Annotated in this window: 13 protein-coding genes; 6 read left to right on the top strand and 7 right to left on the bottom strand. The window is 63.1% G+C overall.

The features are described from left to right. Window positions 1-180: 180 nt before the first annotated feature. Window positions 181-585, top strand: a complete 405-nt coding sequence (locus tag NHAM_RS01875) for a hypothetical protein (RefSeq protein WP_011508959.1) — start codon at window positions 181-183, stop codon at window positions 583-585. A gap of 141 nt (window positions 586-726) precedes the next feature. Here NHAM_RS01875 and NHAM_RS01870 read toward each other — a convergent pair whose 3' ends face one another. Both NHAM_RS01870 and NHAM_RS01865 read right to left on the bottom strand, forming a co-directional pair. Next, window positions 727-1,914, bottom strand: coding sequence for an acetyl-CoA C-acyltransferase (locus NHAM_RS01870; protein WP_011508958.1), 1,188 nt, complete (start codon window positions 1,912-1,914; stop codon window positions 727-729). Continuing rightward, entirely contained in the window at window positions 1,911-4,034 is a 2,124-nt protein-coding gene (locus NHAM_RS01865) for a 3-hydroxyacyl-CoA dehydrogenase NAD-binding domain-containing protein (protein WP_011508957.1), read from the bottom strand. The genes NHAM_RS01870 and NHAM_RS01865 overlap by 4 nt, the downstream gene beginning before the upstream one ends. 349 nt (window positions 4,035-4,383) lie before the next feature. Between NHAM_RS01865 and NHAM_RS01860 the strand changes: the two genes are divergently transcribed. After that, the gene (locus NHAM_RS01860; protein WP_041357585.1) at window positions 4,384-5,181 is read left to right on the top strand and encodes an ABC transporter ATP-binding protein; all 798 of its coding nucleotides are present in this window, start codon (window positions 4,384-4,386) and stop codon (window positions 5,179-5,181) included. Next, on the top strand, window positions 5,178-5,891 hold the full coding sequence (locus tag NHAM_RS01855) for an ABC transporter ATP-binding protein (protein ID WP_041357583.1): 714 nt from the start codon (window positions 5,178-5,180) through the stop codon (window positions 5,889-5,891). The genes NHAM_RS01860 and NHAM_RS01855 overlap by 4 nt, the downstream gene beginning before the upstream one ends. A 48-nt stretch (window positions 5,892-5,939) precedes the next feature. On the opposite strand, the gene NHAM_RS01850 is transcribed toward NHAM_RS01855, so the two are convergent. Beyond that, complete coding sequence (locus NHAM_RS01850; RefSeq protein ID WP_041358610.1) at window positions 5,940-7,046, bottom strand: globin-coupled sensor protein; 1,107 nt, start codon at window positions 7,044-7,046, stop codon at window positions 5,940-5,942. Window positions 7,047-7,174: 128 nt separating this feature from the next. Between NHAM_RS01850 and NHAM_RS01845 the strand changes: the two genes are divergently transcribed. Beyond that, window positions 7,175-8,365: a hypothetical protein gene (locus NHAM_RS01845; RefSeq protein ID WP_011508953.1), complete on the top strand. Its 1,191-nt coding sequence runs from the start codon at window positions 7,175-7,177 to the stop codon at window positions 8,363-8,365. A gap of 104 nt (window positions 8,366-8,469) precedes the next feature. Here the strand turns inward: NHAM_RS01845 and NHAM_RS01840 are convergent, their stop codons facing one another. The 4 genes from NHAM_RS01840 to NHAM_RS01825 all read right to left on the bottom strand — a co-directional run bounded on the left by NHAM_RS01840 (window position 8,470) and on the right by NHAM_RS01825 (window position 13,979). Further along, entirely contained in the window at window positions 8,470-9,702 is a 1,233-nt protein-coding gene (locus NHAM_RS01840) for an ABC transporter substrate-binding protein (RefSeq protein ID WP_011508952.1), read from the bottom strand. Continuing rightward, window positions 9,692-10,729, bottom strand: a complete 1,038-nt coding sequence (locus NHAM_RS01835) for a branched-chain amino acid ABC transporter permease (RefSeq protein WP_011508951.1) — start codon at window positions 10,727-10,729, stop codon at window positions 9,692-9,694. Before NHAM_RS01835 ends, NHAM_RS01840 begins: the two co-directional genes overlap by 11 nt. A gap of 2 nt (window positions 10,730-10,731) precedes the next feature. Further along, window positions 10,732-11,610: a branched-chain amino acid ABC transporter permease gene (locus tag NHAM_RS01830; protein ID WP_011508950.1), complete on the bottom strand. Its 879-nt coding sequence runs from the start codon at window positions 11,608-11,610 to the stop codon at window positions 10,732-10,734. Between the two features lie 194 nt (window positions 11,611-11,804). Continuing rightward, a complete protein-coding gene (locus tag NHAM_RS01825) occupies window positions 11,805-13,979 on the bottom strand; it encodes an ATP-binding protein (RefSeq protein WP_049769279.1) in 2,175 nt (724 codons plus the stop codon). A 364-nt stretch (window positions 13,980-14,343) separates the two neighbouring features. Between NHAM_RS01825 and NHAM_RS01820 the strand changes: the two genes are divergently transcribed. Further along, the gene (locus NHAM_RS01820) at window positions 14,344-15,741 is read left to right on the top strand and encodes an NfeD family protein (protein ID WP_011508948.1); all 1,398 of its coding nucleotides are present in this window, start codon (window positions 14,344-14,346) and stop codon (window positions 15,739-15,741) included. Further along, window positions 15,738-16,502, top strand: coding sequence for a slipin family protein (locus NHAM_RS01815; RefSeq protein ID WP_011508947.1), 765 nt, complete (start codon window positions 15,738-15,740; stop codon window positions 16,500-16,502). Before NHAM_RS01820 ends, NHAM_RS01815 begins: the two co-directional genes overlap by 4 nt. Window positions 16,503-16,545: the final 43 nt, after the last annotated feature.

Genomic DNA, 16,545 nt, shown 5'->3' with positions numbered 1-16,545 from the left:
TCGCACCAAGGCAAGCGGATTGCACCTGGGACGTCAAGTTTGGGTGCCGCCGTTTTGACTCACGCTCCTGTTAGCGAGAGGGTAAGATGTCAGCATGATGCTTGATCCGACCACGGCGCAACGGAACAAATCATTCGTCCGTCCAATTGTAGTCACCGTTCAACCACCGAAAGACCTTAGATGAGACTGGCAAAGATCATCCTGGCTGGTTCCGCGCTCACGATCGTCAGTGCGATGGCCTCTGCTCAAACAACGCCCGCGATCAAGGAGACGCCGCCGCCTCCGGGGACCCAGAAAGGTCTGGTGACGGTCGTCAACCGGCTCGACAACACGATTGCGATTCGGGCGGAGCAGGACAACAAGGATGGAGCAAAAGCTCCAGACAAAACGAAACCGGATGAAGCGAAACCGGATGATGCAAAATCAGACGGAGCGAAAGCCGAGGGCGCAACCACGCAGTTCAAGATCGACCACAAGCTGTCGGAGACGGTGCATGCCGGCGACAAGGTGAAGTTTTCAGTCAGCGAAGGCGGCGACCCCAAGACCAATACCGAAAAGACCATCACCAAAATCGAGGCGGAGTAGCGGCGGAGCCGTTTGCCCGCCATACCGCTCCCTGTCATCGCGAGAGCAATCCGGATGAACCTCAAAATAAGCCGGATTGCTTCGCTTCATGCGCAAAATTGCCAGAGCCAATTTTGCCGCAAGCCGCAATGACGCAGATGTTTACTGCACCACCTCGAACAGCCCGGCCGCGCCCATGCCGCCGCCGACGCACATGGTGACGACGGCGTACCTGGCCTTGCGGCGGCGTCCCTCGATCAGCGCGTGGCCGGCAAGGCGCGCGCCCGTCATGCCGTAGGGATGGCCGACCGCGATCGCGCCGCCGTCGACGTTCAGCTTCTGCGGATCGATGCCGAGCCTGTCGCGGCAATAGATCACCTGCACCGCGAACGCCTCGTTCAGCTCCCAGAGGTCGATGTCGTCGACCTTGAGGCCGTGGCGCTTGAGCAAGCGCGGCACCGCGAAAACCGGGCCGATGCCCATTTCATCGGGCTCGCAACCGGCGGCGACGAAACCGCGGAAGATACCGAGCGGCTTCAGCCCGCGCCGGGCGGCTTCCTTGTCGCTCATGATGACAGTGGCGCTGGCGCCGTCCGACAACTGACTGGCATTGCCGGCGGTGATGGTGAAGCCCTCGCCGCGCACCGGCTTGAGGCCGGCGAGACCCTGCGCCGTGGTATCCGGACGCGGGCCTTCATCCTGTGACAGCGTCACGTCCTTGAATGAGACCTCCCTGGTCTCCTTGTTGACGACCGCCATCCTTGTGGAGATCGGCGCCAGTTCGTCCTTGAACCTGCCGCCCTGCTGCGCGGCGGCGATACGCCGCTGGCTTTCCAGCGCGTACTCGTCCTGTGCCTCGCGCGAGATATTGTAACGCTTCGCCACCACCTCCGCGGTGTCGATCATGGGCATGTAGACCTCGCTTTTGATCGCAAGCAGCGCCGGATCCTGCGAATGGAAGGTGTTGGCGTGCTCGTTCTGCACCAGGCTGATCGATTCGCCGCCGCCGCCGACCGCGATCCCAACGCCGTCAAACAAGACCGAGCGCGCGGCGAGCGCGATCGCCTGCAGGCCCGAGGCACACTGGCGATCGATGGTGGTGCCGGCGACGGTGACAGGCAGGCCGGCGCGAAGCAGCGCCTTGCGGGCGATATTGCCGCCGGTCGCGCCCTGCTGCATGGCAGCGCCCATCACCACATCCTCGATCTCGTTCGGGTCAAGTTTGGCGCGGGCAACGGCCTCACCGATCGCATGGCCGAACAGGGTCGCCCCCTCAGTGGCGTTGAGGGCGCCGCGATAGGCCTTGCCGATCGGGGTGCGGGCGGTGGAGACAATAACGGCTTCGGTCATCGGCGACCTCCTGTTGCAAGCGTCTGAGTGGATTTCCTGCCGGCCGCCGGCGACGCGAAGGTCCTGCCTTCGGCGGCGAGTCGCTTGAGCAGCGGCGCGGGCTCCAGCGACGGATCGTTGGTGGCCTCGGCGTAATACGACAGGCGGTCGGCGATGTGCCTGAGCCCGACCTGATCGGCATAGTACATCGGGCCGCCGCGATAGATCGGCCAACCGTAGCCGTAGAGCCAGACTACGTCGATGTCGCCCGGCCGCGCCGCGATGCCCTCTTCCAGAATGCGCGCGCCTTCATTGACCGTCGGATAGACCAGGCGCTCCAGAATCTCGTTGTCACCGATCTCGCGCCGCCTCAAACCGAGCCGCGCGCAGGCATCGACGATCAGCGTCTCGACGTCGGGATCGGGCAGCGGTGCGCGCGAGCCGCCTTCATACTTGTAGTAACCCTTGCCGGTCTTCTGGCCGAAACGCCCGGCCTCGCATAGCGCGTCGGCGATCTCGGACTTGACGCCGCGATCCCTGCGCGAGCGCCAGCCAATATCGAGACCGGCGAGGTCGTCCATCGCGAACGGCCCCATCGGCATTCCGAACCGGGTGGCGACGGCATCGACCTGCCGCGGCAGCGCTCCCTCGAACAGCAGCTTGTCCGCCTGCCTTGAGCGAGCAGCTAACATCCGGTTGCCGACGAAGCCGTCGCAGACGCCGACGACGACCGGCACCTTGGCGATCCTCCTGGCGACCGCGACCGCCGTCACCAGCACATCCGGCGCGGTTTTCGCACCGCGCACGATCTCGCACAGCTTCATGACGTTGGCCGGCGAGAAGAAATGCATCCCGAGCACGTCCTGCGGCCGTTTGGTGACCGAGGCGATCTCGTTGATGTTAAGATACGACGTATTGGAAGCCAGCACCGCGCCGGACCTGGCAAACTTGTCCAGCGTGGCGAACACCTCCTTCTTCACCGCCATGGTTTCGAACACCGCCTCGATGACGAGGTCGGCGTCCTTGACGTGCTCCAGCCCGACGACGCCGGTGACGAGCCCCATGCGCCTAGCCGGCTCGTCCGCCGCGATGCCGCCGCGCGCCGCGGTGGCCTCGAAGTTCTTCCGCATGACGCCCAGGCCGCGCTTGAGCGACTCGTCGCCCATCTCGATCAGAGTAACGGGAATGCCGGCGTTGGCAAACGACATCGCGATGCCGCCGCCCATGGTGCCGGCGCCGATAATCGCGACGCGCTCGACCTTGCGCGGTTTGGTGCCTTCAGGAACGCCGGCGACCCTGGCCGCCTCGCGCTCGGCGAAGAAGGCATAACGTTGCGCCTTCGACTGGTCGCCGTTCATCAGCTTGAGGAAAAGCTCGCGCTCCTGCTTCAGCGCCTCGTCGAACGGCGTATCGAGCGAAAGACCGACGGCTTCGGCCGCCGCGAACGGCGCTTCGAGGCCGCGCGCGCGTTTGGTCACCGCCGCCACCGCATCGGTGAAGATCGAACGGTTGGCCTTCGCGGCCATGAGCCTGCTGTCGTCGTCGCGCAGCCTGCGCAGCGGACGCCGCTCCGCCAGCACCCGGCACGCGAAGGCCTCGCCGCCCGACGCCGGCCCCTCGACGATCGCATCGATCAGGCCCTGCTTCAGCGCCTCCGTCGCGCCGACCGGTTCGCCGCCGACGATCATCTTGACCGCAAGCTCCGGACCGACCGCACGCGGCAGGCGCTGGGTGCCACCGGCACCCGGCAGCAGGCCGAGTTTCACCTCGGGCAGGCCGAGCCTGGCGTCCTTCACCGCGACGCGGAAGTGGCATCCGAGCGCGACCTCGAGACCGCCACCGAGCGCGGTGCCGTGGATCGCGGCAACGGTCGGCTTCGGCGAGTTCTCAAGCGCCGCAACCACCTCGGCGAGCGCCGGAGGCTGCGTCGGCTTGCCGAATTCGGTGATATCGGCGCCGGCGATGAAGGTCCGTCCCGCGCAGGCCAGCACGATCGCTTTCACCGCGGGATCGGCGACCGCTGTTTGCGCACACTCCAGGATGCCGCGGCGAACCGCCGCGCCCAACGCATTGACCGGAGGGCTATCGACCGTGACGATGGCGATCCCGTCATGACGCTCAAGCCTGACCACCTCGCTCACGGCGTACTCCCTGGAGATTTTTCAAGCACCGCCCTGATTTCGTGTAGCGGGATCTGCGCGCATCTCAATCCCAATGACGGTCCGCCTGGCAATCAGGAACTGTGGCCAAAACAGCTTTGCCATCTCGTTTGCGCACCGATATTGAACCCCATCTCGTGGCGATGGTAAGGAGCACCGAGGCTGCGCCGGGTTGTATTGTGCCACAAGCTCAGAAGCAGCCGAAACCAGCAAGCCGAGAGCGGGAGCAAGGGTTGCGCGTGTGGCCGGGGAGACCATGTCGGCTTTCCGGACTGCGTCGGGAGACGCCCGCCCGCCGCCGGAGCATTGCACGCCACGCGGGTCGCCGCCGGTGACGAAGGGTCAGTCGGCACAGCGGCACGCCCCCCTGCTCGCCGTTCGCGACCTCGGCGTCGTGTTCGGCGGCATCGTCGCACTGAACGGCGTCTCGTTCGATATGTATCCGGGGCAGATTCTCGGCCTGATCGGCCCGAACGGCGCCGGCAAGACCACGCTGTTCAACTGCCTGAGCCGACTCTATCAGCCGAGCAGGGGCGACATCCTGCTGGAAGGCGTCAGCATCCTGACCCGGCCGCCGCACCGCATCGCGGAGATCGGCATTAGCCGCACGTTCCAGAACGTCGCGCTGTTTCCCAATCTTTCCGTGATCGACAACGTCCGGGTCGGCACGCATTCGCGCACCAGCAGCAACATCGTCAGCGACTCGCTGAAACTCGGGTGGGTGCGCCGCGGCGAGGCCGCGTTGAACCACAAGGTCGACGAGATTCTTGGGTACCTGGACTTGCGCGACGTCGCGCATACCGTGGTGGCGGGATTGCCGTTCGTCACCCAGAAGCGCGTCGAGCTGGCACGCGCGCTGGCCGCGGAGCCGAAGATCCTGCTGCTCGATGAACCCGCCGGCGGCCTCAATCACGAAGATGTCCATGGGCTTGGTGACCTGATCCGCCGCATCCGCGACGAGCGCGATATGACCGTGCTGCTCGTCGAACATCATATGGGGCTGGTGATGTCGATCGCCGACCATGTGGTCGCGCTCAATTTCGGCAGGAAGCTCGCGGAGGGCACGCCGTCGCAGGTTCAGTCCGACCCGGGCGTGATCGAGGCCTATCTCGGACGCAAGGACCGATGACCGCGATGCTCGATATCAGGAATCTTCGCGCCTGGTACGGTCAGGTGCAGGCGCTGCGCGGTCTCGAATTCCATCTCAGCGAAGGCAGCATGACGGCGCTGCTCGGCGCCAACGGCGCCGGCAAGACCACCACGCTGCGCGCGATCTGCAACATGGTGCGCACCACAGGAACGATCACGTTCGAAGGCAAGCCGCTCGAAGGCCTATCGACCGAAAGCATCGCCCGCCTCGGCATCGCGCATGTGCCGCAGGGACGCGGCATCTTCACCACTATGACGGTCGAGGAGAATCTGCAACTCGGCGCGATCTCGCGATCCGACAAGCCCGGTATCATCAGCGACATCGAGCGGATGTACGGCCACTTCCCGGTCCTCAAAGAGCGCCACAGGCAACAGGCGGGAACGCTGTCGGGCGGCGAGCAGCAGATGCTTGCGGTCGCGCGCGCGCTGATGCTGCGACCACGGCTGATACTGCTCGACGAACCGTCGTTCGGCCTCGCCCCGCTGATCGTGCGCGATGTGTTCAGGATACTCGGCAAGATCAACCGCGAGGACAAGGTCACCATCCTCGTGGTCGAGCAGAACGCGCAGCTCGCGCTGAAACTCGCCGATACCGCCTACGTCATCGAGACCGGACGGATCGTCATGTCCGGCAGCGCCGCCGACATCGCGAACAACGAAGGCGTGCGCAGATCCTACCTGGGATACTAGATGCAGTGACCTTTCGGTCAATCTCGACGACTTGATCGCTTGGCATCGTCAGGCGGCGTTGAGCGTCTTGAAGCGCTCCCGCAGTCCACGCGCGCTTTCGGACACCGCCGCGAGCGTTGTCGAGATCTCGCTGACGGCCGCACTCTGGGCGCCGATGGATTCGCTCTCCGTGGTCATGCCGGCATCGATCTCCTGCACCAGCCGCTGCGAGCCGGAGACTTGCCTGATGGCGTGATCGATGGCGTCCTGGATTTCGCTGGCCTGCCGCGTGACGTCCCTGGTGGCTTTTTCGGCCTCATTGGTGAGCGCCTTGACCTCGTTGGCCACGACCTTGAACCCGCGGCCGTATTCGCCGCTACGCGCCGCCTCAATCGCGGCGTTCAGCGCCAGCAGCTTGGTCTTGCGCGAAACGTCGGTGATGACCTTGACGAAATTCTCGATCTGCCGCGTGGTCTGCGCAAGATCGGCGAGATTTCTGGTCAGGGCCTCGATGCTCGACACGATGTCGCGGCATCGCTGCATATTGCCGAGGTTGACGTCGACGATGTTCTTGACGGTGCGGTTGAGGTCTTCGGCGGCGCCGGCCATCGATTTGAGATCGCCGGCGACCTCGACCTCGAAGGCGTTGAGCAACGGCTCGGAGACATGCTGGAATGCGGTTCGGGCGGCGGCGTTGTCGTAGGCCGAAATCGCGTGGGAGATATCGAGGAAGAACATCCGGACGATGGCGCTGAGCGACGCCTTGACCGTCGCGGCCTGTCCGGCATCATCGAGATGCTGGTCAAGTGCTAGTCCAAGAAAGTTCCCAAGAATGACGGCGGAACTCGCGACATAGAGGTCGCTGCTGAGAAGACATTTCTCGTGCGCGATTCCGATCCTGTTGGCGAAATCCTTGAAGGCCTTGTCCGGCCTGCCGTCGAAGAATCGCTGCCAGTGCTTGAACTGGACCTCGTTGATATGAGCGACAAGCTGCCCGATATCGATCTTCTCCCGCTCGCAGGTCTGACCGATCATCTCCTTGAAGCCGGGAAACGACAGAATGCGTCCGTAGAAGGCGTTGATGATCTCGTCCTGGCTGCCCACCACCCGCAGCTTGAGCGACTGAAGGCAGCTTGCGTCCGCCGGAGTCAACCCGACGAGCGCGGCAAGATAGATCGATGTCCATGTTGAATTATCCGGGTAGGAGGTGATGCATTGGACATCAGAATGATAAACAACGGCTGAATCCGGTTGCCTGACCGATTGGCGGCTGACATTGGCCGCGGGCTTGCTAAAGAGGTCGGATGCGAAGCCAAGCGATTCGCCGCTGCAACCCAATCATTGTCTGCGCGCTGCTGCTCGCGCCGCTGACCGCCATTTCCGGGATCACGGCGGCTCCTGCGACGGGCGCGATGGCGCAGGCCGCGACTCCGGCAGCCATTGCGGACTACCGCCGCAAGCTGAACGCGTATCAGGAGGCGCGCGCGGCCTTTGAGGAAGAGGCCGGCGCTTACTGGAACGCGATTGCCGACAAGCGGCGCATTCGCAACGCTAGGCGGCGCGACCATCAGCCCGTCACGCTCGACGACTACGTGCTGGTCCAGCCGCCGCTCTATGACGGGCCGAAACAGCCGGTCAACCCGGAACCGGAAGAGGAGCGTCCACCGCGTCAGCGTAAATACATTCCCGTTGTCGCCGATCTCCTGAAGGCCGCGGCGGAGCAGTTCCAGTTCGTGCCGCAGCGCCCGGCGAGCGAGATGGATTTCAAGCGCGCCTATGCGCGCCTGGCGCGGGCTTACGGCCTGACGAGAGAACAGGCGGTTCGGATCTATTCGTTCGAGACCGGCGGCAACGGCAATCACGACATGCAGTCGGGCCTCAGCGCCTCGCGGCCGGGATCGCGCGCGATCTCCACCGCGATCGGCTACAACCAGTTGCTCACCACCAACAGCGTCGAACTGCTTGCTGAGCAGGGCCACGACATCCTGCGCGCGCTCGGTGCGAAAGCGGCGCGGCTATCGGGGTCGCAGCGCGGGGCAATGGAACGCAAGATCGCGGTGGTCCGCCGCATGGCGGCCTATGCGCGCTCGGTGCCCGATACCTGGAGCGCGCACGAGAAGCTTGCCGATACGCCGAAAGGCTGGGCAATCCATGCGCTGGTGCTGGATATCGACGTCGGGCCGCTGTTGCAGACCCACAAGCTCCTGACCTCGATCATCTTCGCGCGCAACAAGGGTTACACCCGTCCGCTGACCGCCGCCGAACTGGAGATGATGAACCTCACCGGCGACGGCACCGGCCTCGACATGGTGACGATGCCGCAGGCGATGCGCGAGCGGGTGCCGACCGCGAATTTCTTCCAGCGCCGTGGCTATGAGCGCAATCCGGTCGCGATCCGCCACAACACGGTGGCGAAACTGCTGGCGGTCACCGATGCGCGGATGGACAGCAACAGCGCCAAGCCGGGCGCGCGGGAGTTGGCGGCAGCGTTCTGACTAATTAGAGCGTTTTCGAGTGAAGTGGGCACCGGTTCGCGTGAAGAAAACGCGTCAATTCAAAATCATAGAGCCTCGCTTCTGATTCCATCAGAAGCGAGGCTCTACCCGCCCGTCCCGGCGCCGATGGTGTCGCCGAAGAACACCCACCGTCCGTTCTTGAATTGCATCATCCGAAGCTGCTCGATCGGCGCAAAATCGGCCGCGCCGGTGTTGATCCTGATACCCGGCATCAGGGTGGACGGCACGAAATCCTTCAGGCTCGCCGCCTGCTTCATGACGTTCTCGCGGGTCAGATCGTCGCCGCATTGCCTGAGCACCTGCTCCACTGTCTGCGCCACGGCGAAACCGTAGATCAGGTGGGTGTCCGACAGATTGGCGCCCGGCATGTACTTGTCCACGAAGGCCGTGAACGTCTTCATGTCCTCGTCGTTGACCCACTGCGGATCCGAAGCATCCTTCAGATAGCCGGCGGACAGCACGCCTTCGGACGCCTCAACGCCGGCCGGCTTCATAACGGCGCCGCTCGAGATCGAGACGTTGGTCAGAAGCTGCATCGGCTTCCACCCGATCTCGGCCGCCTTCTTGATGGCCTGTGCGGCGAATTTCGGCGTCGAGATGTTGACCAGCACGTCGGCACCCGAATCCTTCAGCCTGACGATGTGGGAAGCGATGGACGGCTCGCTGTTCTCGTAGCTCTCTTTGGCGGCCACGATGCTCGACCACCTCTCGCCGAAGATATCCTTCAGGCCGCTGACGTAGTCCTTGCCGAAGTCGTCATTGGCATAAAACACCGCAACCCTGGCGTCCGGCCTGGTCTTGAGGATGTATTTGGCGAAGATCCGCGCCTCGACGCGGTAGCTCGGCTGCCAGCCCATGGTCCACGGGAACTGTTTTGGGTCATTCCACTTGCTGGCGCCACTCGCGACGAAGAGCTGGGGGGCTTTCTTGCCATTCATGTATTTCTGCACGGCTGTCTGGGTTGCCGTCCCCAGCGCGTTGAAGGTGAAGAGCACATCGTCGCTTTCGATCAGCTTCCGGGTCTGCTCGACCGCTTTCGGCGGGCTATAGGCATCGTCATAACTGATGAAATCGATCTTGCGGCCGTTGATGCCGCCCTTGTCGTTGACCATCCTGAAATAGGCGGCTTCGGTCTTGCCGATGACACCATATGCGGAGGCCGGGCCGCTGTAGGGCATGGTGCTGCCGATCCTGATTTCGGTATCGCTGGCGCCGCTGTCGTACTTCCCCTCGGCGAGGGCGCTGCCGCTTGCGGCGGCAAAGGCGATGATCGCCGCCGAGAGCGCAGCGGTTCTCAGTCGTTGCCTAGCAGACATTGCTTCCTCCGTGGTTCTTCTTGAACCCGCCGATCATGGCCTGGAACGCCAGCGCGACTTGCCTTGCGCCGTTCGGCGCAAGGAAGATGACAACGAACAGCAGGATGCCGGACACCGCGCCCGACAGACCTTTCGAGACCGACTCGGCAACGTTCGGAATGAATACGATAAAGGCCGCCCCGACGATGGATCCCGGCAGCCAGCCGACGCCGCCGACGACCATGCCGAGGAACAGCGCGATCGCGAGCTGGATGGTGAAGCTGTCGGGCGCCACGTACTGCACCGCGATGGCACCCAGCCCGCCGGCTATTCCGGTGATGCCGGCGCTGATGCCGAACGCCAGCGTCTTGTACAGCGCGACGTTGATGCCCATGGCCGAGGCCGCGATTTCGTTGTCGCGGATCGCCATCATGGCGCGCCCTGAGCGCGAGCTTAAGAGGTTGACCGAAGCGATATAGATCGCGATCGCGACCACGAGTGTGAAATAATACAGCCAGGCGTCCTGGGAGACCGGCAAGCCGAACGGCGCGTCGGGCTTGTCGACCGTCAGCCCCTGCACGCCGCCGGTCCAGGGTTCGAGGACGCCGAGTTTCAGAAGCTGGGGCGTCGCGACGGCGAGCGCGAACGTCGCCAGCGCCAGATAGACGCCGCTCAGACGCAATGCGGGCAGGCCGAACAGGAAGCCCATCGCGAAGCAGACGACGCCGGAAATCGGCAGCGTGAGCGCGTAATTCATGCCAGCGTGTTCGATCAGGATCGCCGATGTATAGGCGCCGAGCGCGTAGAAGGCGCTGTGCCCGAGCGAGAACTGGCCGCTGCCGCCGGTCAGGATGTTCAGCGCCAGCACGGCGATGCCGTAGATCAGAACCGTCGTGAGCTGGAAGATGATGAAATTCTTGAAAAACAGCGGAACGGCAAGCAGCAGCAGCAAAATGACGATCGACGTTGCGGTGCCGAGCGTCACGGCCTGCCCGGAGCCAGTGTCGACGGCGGGTGCGCCGGCCGCGGATTCCCGGTTGGCGCTCATGGTCAGACTTGCCTGACGACGGTATGGCCGAACAGGCCCGAGGGTTTGACGACCAGAACGATGACGATCAGCGCCAGCGCGAGAGGCAGCTTTAGCTCATTGCCGGCGCCGGGGATGTAGGTTCCGACCAGATTCTCGAAGATGCCGACAAGGAAGCCGCCGACCACCGCGCCGAGCGGGCTCGAGAGGCCGCCGAGCACGGCGGCGGCAAAGCCGTAGATCAGCACGCCGCCCATCATGTTCGGCTCCAGGAACACCACCGGCGCGATCAGCATCCCGGCGACGGCGCCGACCGCGGCGGCCATGCCCCAGCCGAGCGCGATCATCCAGCTCGTATTGATGCCGACCAGCCGCGCGGATTCGGGTTGGATTGCCGCGGCCCGCATCGCAAGGCCGATACGCGTGAAGCGGAAGAAAAAGAACAGGATAGCCAGCACCAGCAGGATCACGCCGATCATGCCGGCCTGATGGGTGGAGATGAGCTGGCTGCCGAGAAACGGCGACGCCCCGAACGGGGAGGGGAACGGCTTGATGGTGAAATCCCAGATCAATCCGGCGACGCTGCTGACGATCGCAAACAGCGCGAGGAAACCCGCGAGGTTGGTCAGGATCGGCGCCTTCGCCAGCGGCCTGAACAGCAGCCGCTCGATCACGATGCCGCCTATGAACGACAGCATCAGCGTCAGCACGAACGCCGCCCAATAGGGCATCCCCCACTGAATCATCTGCCAGGCCATGAACGTCGAGAACATGGCCATCTCGCCCTGAGCGAAGTTCAGGTGGCCGATCGCCTGGTAGATCATCACCAGCGCCAGCGCCATGCAGGCATAGATCGCGCCGGTGGCGATGCCAGCCAGTATCTGATTGCTCAGCAGCTCCATGGCCGTCCCTTTCGGCATCCCATTTCGACGTTCGTAGCTCCTTGTTGCACCCTCCGATACAAACGTCGAATTCAAAGCGACACCGAACCAAAAAAGGTAGTTGGTGATCGACCTTTGCAACAAATCCGATCACACGGACGGACCGCCATACGGTCCGCACCTGTGGGCTGAAACCGAGTCCTGGGACGAAAGGCCTAACCCGCTACACCAAGCGCGGCCGGCGGGACCCTGGCCTGCTCCATCGCCTCGCGAACGTGGCGGCGCAGGCTCTCAAGGTCATAGGGCTTTTGCAGAACAACCACGCCGTATCGCGCGGCATCCTGGGCGCTGGCGCTGTAGCCGGTGGTGAGCAACACCGGGATGTGCGGAAAGCGCTCGCCGATCTCGCGCGCGAGATCGAGCCCATTGCGGCCGCCCGGCATCATGATGTCGGAGAATACGAGGTCCACTTGCGCATCAACCTGCAGGGCGGCGAGCGCAGCCTGCACATCGGCAACACTGCGCACGCGATAACCGAGTTGGCGCATGTAACTGGCACCGACATCGGCTACATCGACATCGTCCTCGACCAGCAGCACGGTGCCGGCGGCTTCGGCCTGCGCCGGTGCCTGTAGGGGCGGCTCGGCGGGTTGCGGCTGTTCCAGGCTACGCGGCAGATAGAGCGTCACCGTGGTACCCTGCCCTTCGGTGCTCGTCACCGTTGCGGTGCCGCCAGACTGTTTGGCAAAGCCATAGACTTGGCTCAAACCAAGCCCGGTGCCCTTGCTGACATCCTTGGTGGTAAAGAACGGCTCGAACACGCGCATCATGACATCGGCGGGAATACCCTGTCCGGTGTCTGCGACGTACACTGCAACGAAATCGCCGGAAAGACCTTCTTCGCTGGCATCGCCCTTGAGCGTCACCGGTCTTGCGCTCATCGACAGCGCGCCGCCGTTCGGCATGGCGTCCTTGGCGTTGACGGCGAGGTTGAGGATGGCAAGCTCGAATTCGCTGGGATCGACGCGTACGGCGCAGACCGTATCCGGCACCTCGACATTAATCTCGATATCGGTACGAAGTGAACGCGTGAGCAATTCACGCAGCACCGGCAGCCGCTGCGCGAGATCGATCACCTCCGGCGTCAGCGTCTGGCGCCGCGAATAAGTGAGCAAATGGCGGGTGAGCGTCTCGCCGCGGTGAGTGGCGGTGCCGATCATATCGAGCAGCCGCAGCGACTTCTTGTCGGTGAGTTCGCGGCGCAGGCGCTGCACGCTACCGCTGATGATCATCAGCAGGTTGTTGAAGTCGTGCGCCACGCCGCCGGTCAACTGCCCGATCGCCTCCATTCGTTGCGCATGACGCAAGGCGTTCTCGACCGCCTCGCGCCGCTCGGATTCGTCGTAAAGACGTTGCGTGCGCCGCAGCGCCAATCCAAGGACCGCGAACAGAAACACCATCAGCGGGGCGCCGAAAATCAGGTAGTTGATGTTGTAACGCAGCCATTCGGAGACAATCGCCTTCCATTCCACGCCGACCAGCACGTAGAGAGGATAGCCCGCGATCTTGCGATAGCCGATGCGGCGGGTGATGTGGTCGTACGGCGACTCCGCCGTATAAATGGAGTAATCGTGCCCGTGCGCAATGCGGGTGCGGAAATCCTTATCGTCGTCGAAGCTGAGAAGACTGGCCGGCGAGACAACTGGATAGCGCGCCAGAAAATGGCCGTCGGCGCGCACCAAGGCAAAATAGTCGACTGTGTCGCTGATATGGGCGTAGAAATTCTCGAAATAGCTCGTCGGGACTGCAATCGAGATGACGCCGTTGAACGTGCCGTCGTCCCAAGGCCGGCGCTGCGACAGTGAAATGAAATAGCCTGGCACGCCCGGGCGGGGCGCGTTGATGGTGCTCACATATGTACCGCCCTCTCTGCTTTTCAACGCGGTAAAATATTCAGCCTTGCTGAAGTCGATATCTCCCGGCGTGAGCAGACCGTTGGAGGAGACCAGCGGATGGCCGTCGCGGTCGATGATCTCGATGCCTTGCATCTGCGGCGTGCCCGTGACGATCTGCTTGAGCCGTTTGTTCAGGGCAGCTTCGTTCAGGCGGATGTCGTTATCCGACATGCCCCGCACGACCTCGTTGACTTCCGCGTAAGCACGCTCGGTCGTTTCCAGGACCTTGAGCGAATGCTCATGCAGGATGTCGAGCGAGCGATCGATGCGCTCGTTGGTGATGCGTTCGAAATTGCGGTAATCCACCCAGGCGGTGATTGCAAACAACGCCATCGGCAGCAATACCGATGCCACCATCAAAGCCTTGAGCAGCCTGACGGCGGCGTGACGCTCGCTCTGCACGGCGCGGTGGGACTGCCCGTGTTCCACGGTCATACACCTTCGAAACCGCAGGTTCGAATACAGTTTATATTATACGCCTTAATCGAGATAAAATCTCGCCGTCGCGGACGCCCCGGACATGAAATACGCGATGGTGGACGCCACCATCGTGAGGTCCACTGCCACGGACATACGAGAATTGCGACAGCCTGAGTTCGCAGTTTTATTCTGCGATGGTGTATGGCGCGCCATTCAGAATTTTATATCATTGGATTCGCTATATAATTCCGAGCAGCCGTCTTGCCTTCGGCAATCCTGACGTCGGTTTCGGCAGGCGAGCGACGGCGCACTCCATCCCGGCCGCATTGAGGTTGGGCGAGGATATCCCTATGTCATTTCCGATAAGGGAGTGCTCGCCGTGCAGGCCGTACAGGCGACTCTTGCCGTGGCACTTGCAGCCGCCGCTTTGGTTTTCTCTCCCCTTCCCGCCTCGACGGAAGAGAACGGCAAACTTGTGCTGACGATCGCGATCGATGGAGCGATCGGACCGGCGACCACCGGTTACGTGAAGGACGCTCTCGCCAAGGCGCGTGAACGACACGCAGAGGCCGTCATTCTGCGTCTGAATACGCCGGGCGGCCTTGCCAGCAGCATGCGCGAGATCATCGCCGATGTGCTGGCCTCGCCCGTTCCCGTTATAGGTTATGTTGCCCCGTCCGGAGCCCATGCCGCCAGCGCCGGCACCTATATCCTCTATGCCACGCACATCGCCGCAATGGCGCCGGGCACCAATCTCGGCGCAGCGACGCCAGTGCAGATCGGCAGTCCGGTGCCGGGCCTGCCTGGCATCCCCGACAAAGGCGACAAGGACAAAAAAAACGGCTCCCAGCAACCGGAACCGACGGACGCAATGACGGCGAAGGTGACGAACGACGCCGTCGCCTTTATCCGCAGCCTGGCCGAGTTGCGAGGACGGAACGCCGATTGGGCCGAGAAAGCCGTCCGCGAGGCGGCCAGCCTTTCCGCCAGCGCGGCGTTGCAGGCCGGCGTCGTCGAACTGATCGCACGCTCCCCGGCTGAGTTGCTGCGAAAGGTCGACGGTCGCACCGTGGACCTCGTCAATGGCGACAGGCGGCATCTGGCAACGAAGGACGCGACGATCGAGACCATCGATCCCGGGTGGGTCTCGCAATTTCTGTCGATCATCACCGATCCCAACGTCGCCCTCATTCTTCTGCTGGTTGGAACCTATGGCCTGCTTTTCGAATTCATGTCTCCTGGCGCCGTCGCGCCCGGCGTGGTCGGCACGATCTGTCTGCTGCTGGGCCTCTATGCCCTCAACCTGCTGCCGATCAGTTATGCCGGCCTTGGGCTGATGATGCTGGGAATCGCGCTCCTGACGATCGAAGCCTTCAACCCGACCGTGGTTCTCGGACTCGGCGGAGTCATCGCCTTCGTCCTTGGTGCGCTGATGTTGTTCAGGAACGAGGCGTCCGGATACCGGCTGTCATGGACGTTCGTCGGCATCGTGGCGTCGATGTTCACCGGGTTGGTTCTCATCGTGCTCGGCTCGCTTCGGCGCGCCCGCAAAGGTCCGGCGCAAGTCGGCGCGCAGGCCATGCGCGGCCTGCCCGCCGAGGTTCTCGACTGGAACGATATCGAAGGCCACGTCTTCACGCAGGGTGAGCGCTGGCAAGCCCGCAGCACGGAAGCGTTCAAGCCCGGGGACACGGTCGAGGTGGCCAGCATCACGGATCTGACGCTGACGGTGCGTCGCCGGCCGGCACTCCGCGGCGGCGAAGGAGGTGTGCGATGATGCTCGATTACGTAACCTATATAGTGCTCGCGGTCGTCGTGATCGCATTTCTCTCCTCGTCCATTCGTATCCTGCGGGAATACGAGCGCGGCATCATCTTCACGCTCGGACGCTTCACCGGCGTGAAAGGTCCCGGCCTCATCATCCTGATTCCGTTCGTGCAGCAGATGGTGAAGGCCGATCTCAGGGTCATGGTACAGGACGTGCCGCCGCAGGACGTGATTTCCCGCGATAACGTTTCCGTCAAGGTGAACGCCGTGCTTTATTTCCGCATCATCGATCCCGAACGCGCGATCATTAAGGTTGAAAACTTCATGGCCGCGACCAGCCAGTTGGCGCAAACCACGCTGCGCTCGGTGCTCGGCAAACACGAACTGGACGAGATGCTCGCGGAGCGCGACAAACTCAACGCCGCCATTCAGGAGATTCTCGATCAGCAAACCGATGCGTGGGGAATCAAGGTCACCAATATCGAGATCAAGGACATCGACCTTAACGAAAACATGGTTCGTGCCATCGCCAAGCAAGCCGAGGCGGAGCGGCTACGGCGGGCGAAAGTGATCAATGCGATGGGCGAGCAGCAAGCCGCCGAGAAGCTCGTCGAAGCCGGACGGATCCTTGCTCAGGAACCGCAGGCCATGCAGCTGCGCTATTTTGCGGCGTTGCACGATATTGCCGGCGAGCGATCATCGACTGTGGTGTTTCCGCTGCCGATGGATCTGCTCAGCCATCTAAAGCCCCGACCCGACGGAACGTCATGACTGCCATTCCGTGAGAATGGCGCAAGAATTACCGATTGTCCGG

Source organism: Nitrobacter hamburgensis X14, from assembly GCF_000013885.1.
GTDB lineage: Bacteria > Pseudomonadota > Alphaproteobacteria > Rhizobiales > Xanthobacteraceae > Nitrobacter > Nitrobacter hamburgensis.
Note: the sequence above shows the minus strand (reverse complement) of the source record. Positions and strands in the feature narration are given on the sequence as shown.